Source organism: Candidatus Streptomyces philanthi (assembly GCF_059553635.1).
In genome coordinates, this window is record NZ_JCANQV010000531.1 from 1 (window position 1) to 2020 (window position 2020).

1 protein-coding gene is annotated in these 2020 nt (G+C 72.3%); it reads right to left on the reverse strand.

Features of this window, described 5'->3' with window-relative positions; genetic code table 11:
• The coding region (locus AC51EU_RS29900) for a DEAD/DEAH box helicase (RefSeq protein ID WP_496270223.1) at positions 1-1404 on the reverse strand (1404 nt) is incomplete at its 3' end.
• Positions 1405-2020 lie beyond the last annotated feature (616 nt).

Genomic DNA, 2020 nt, shown 5'->3' on the forward strand with positions numbered 1-2020 from the left:
CTCGGCGGCGCGGCGCTGGAGGCGCTCCAGCTCGCGGGTCAGCTCGGCGACCTCGCGCTCGGCCTGCTTGGCGGAGTTGGCGGCGGACTCGGCCTGGACCTCGGTCAGCGACCGGGCGCCGGTGATCCGGGCGACGTCCTCGTCGAACGCGCCGGCGCCGCCGACGATGTGGCGCGAGGCGTCCACGCCCGCGTCCTCCATCAGCCGGAAGATCTGCCGGCGCTGGTGCGGCAGGGAGAGGGAGACGACCGTGCCGGAGCGGCCGGCGCGGGCCGTACGGCCGGAACGGTGCAGGTAGTCCTTGTGGTCACCGGCCGGGTCGACGTTGAGGACCAGGTCGATGCCGTCGACGTGGATACCGCGCGCGGCGACATCGGTGGCGACCAGGCAGTTGACGTAGCCGTCCTTGAAGTCGGCCAGGGTGCGGGTACGGGCGCCCTGCGTCATGCCGCCGTGCAGCGCGTCGGCCTTCACGCCGGCGTCGCGCAGCTGCTCGGCGACGCGGTCGGCGCCCAGCTGGGTGCGGACGAAGATGATGGTGCGGCCCTTGCGGGCGGCGATGGCGGCGGTGACCGGCGCCTTGTCCTTCGGCTTCACGACGAGGACGTGGTGGGTCATGGTCGTGACGTTGCCCTGGGCGCTGTCGACCTCGTGGCTGACCGGGTTGCTCAGGTAGCGCTTGACCAGGGTGCCGATCTCGTTCTCCATGGTGGCGGAGAACAGCATCCGCTGGCCGCCGGCCGGCACCAGGTCGAGGAGTTCGGTGACCTCGGGCAGGAAGCCCAGGTCGGCCATCTGGTCGGCCTCGTCGAGGACCGCGACCTGCACGTCGTCGAGGGAGCAGGCGCCGCGGTTGATGATGTCGCGCAGCCGGCCCGGGGTGGCGACGAGGATGTCGACGCCGCGCTCCAGGGCGTAGATCTGGTTGCCCATGGACGTACCGCCGCAGACGACCTTGATCTTCAGGCCGAGGACGTCGCCGTAGGGCTGGAGGGCGTCGGCGACCTGCATCGCCAGCTCACGGGTGGGGGTGAGGACGACGCCGCGCGGGCGCTTCTTCTCCGTGTGGCCGCCGGCGAGGACGGTCAGCAGCGGCAGGCCGAAGGAGAGGGTCTTGCCGGAGCCGGTGCGGCCGCGGCCGAGGATGTCGCGTCCGGCGATGGCGTCCGGGATGGTCGCGGCCTGGATCGGGAACGGGGTGGTGACACCGTTCTGCGCCAGCTTGCGGACGATCTTCTCGTCGAGGCCCAGGTCGGCGAAGGTGATCTGCGGCTCGGCCGCCTCGGCGGCCTCGGGCGCCTCCTGCGCGGGCGCCTGCTCGGTCACCTCGGGGGTCGTCTGCTCGGCGGGGGTCGTCTGCTCGTCGTCTGCGGGCAGGACGGACTGATCGGTGGAAATTGACATGCGAAACGCGAAACCTTCCGGAGTCTCGGCACGCGCCCAAACTCCGTGTGATTTCACGAACGACCGCCTCAATGCGGTCAGCCACGGCAAGGAGAGAACGCGCCACACGGCGCGCTACTTATGGCGCCGGGCAAATGGGATCAAACGATCTACCACCATACGCACCCTGCCCCCGGGGAGGCAAATAACGGCCCTGTGCCTCTGCTCACGTCCGGGGACGGGGTGATCGGTGGGGCTTCTGGGGCCGTGCGGGGCGTTGTTGCCCGTCCGGGGTGGTTCGGTGGCGGACGGGGCGGCGCTCGCGTGCGCGGCAGCCGCCCTTCGCAGCATACGGGGCGGCCCTCGCGGCATACGGGACGGGTGAGCGGAAGGCGGACGATCACCCGTGATCGGGCCGTACCGGAACAGTCCGGCAGTCCGCCGTACGGGCGGGCCCCGGCCGCCACCTCTACGCGCTCTGGCTCGGACCCGGCGACAGCACTCCCGTCGGGCCGGCGCCCGGCGACGCCGTGCGGGACGAGAAGGTCTGCGGGGCCCCGGAGCCGAGGGGGGCCACCGGGGTGGGGCCGGAGGCCCGGACGCTCGGTGAGGCGGGGGCCTCCGAGGGCGGGGGCGG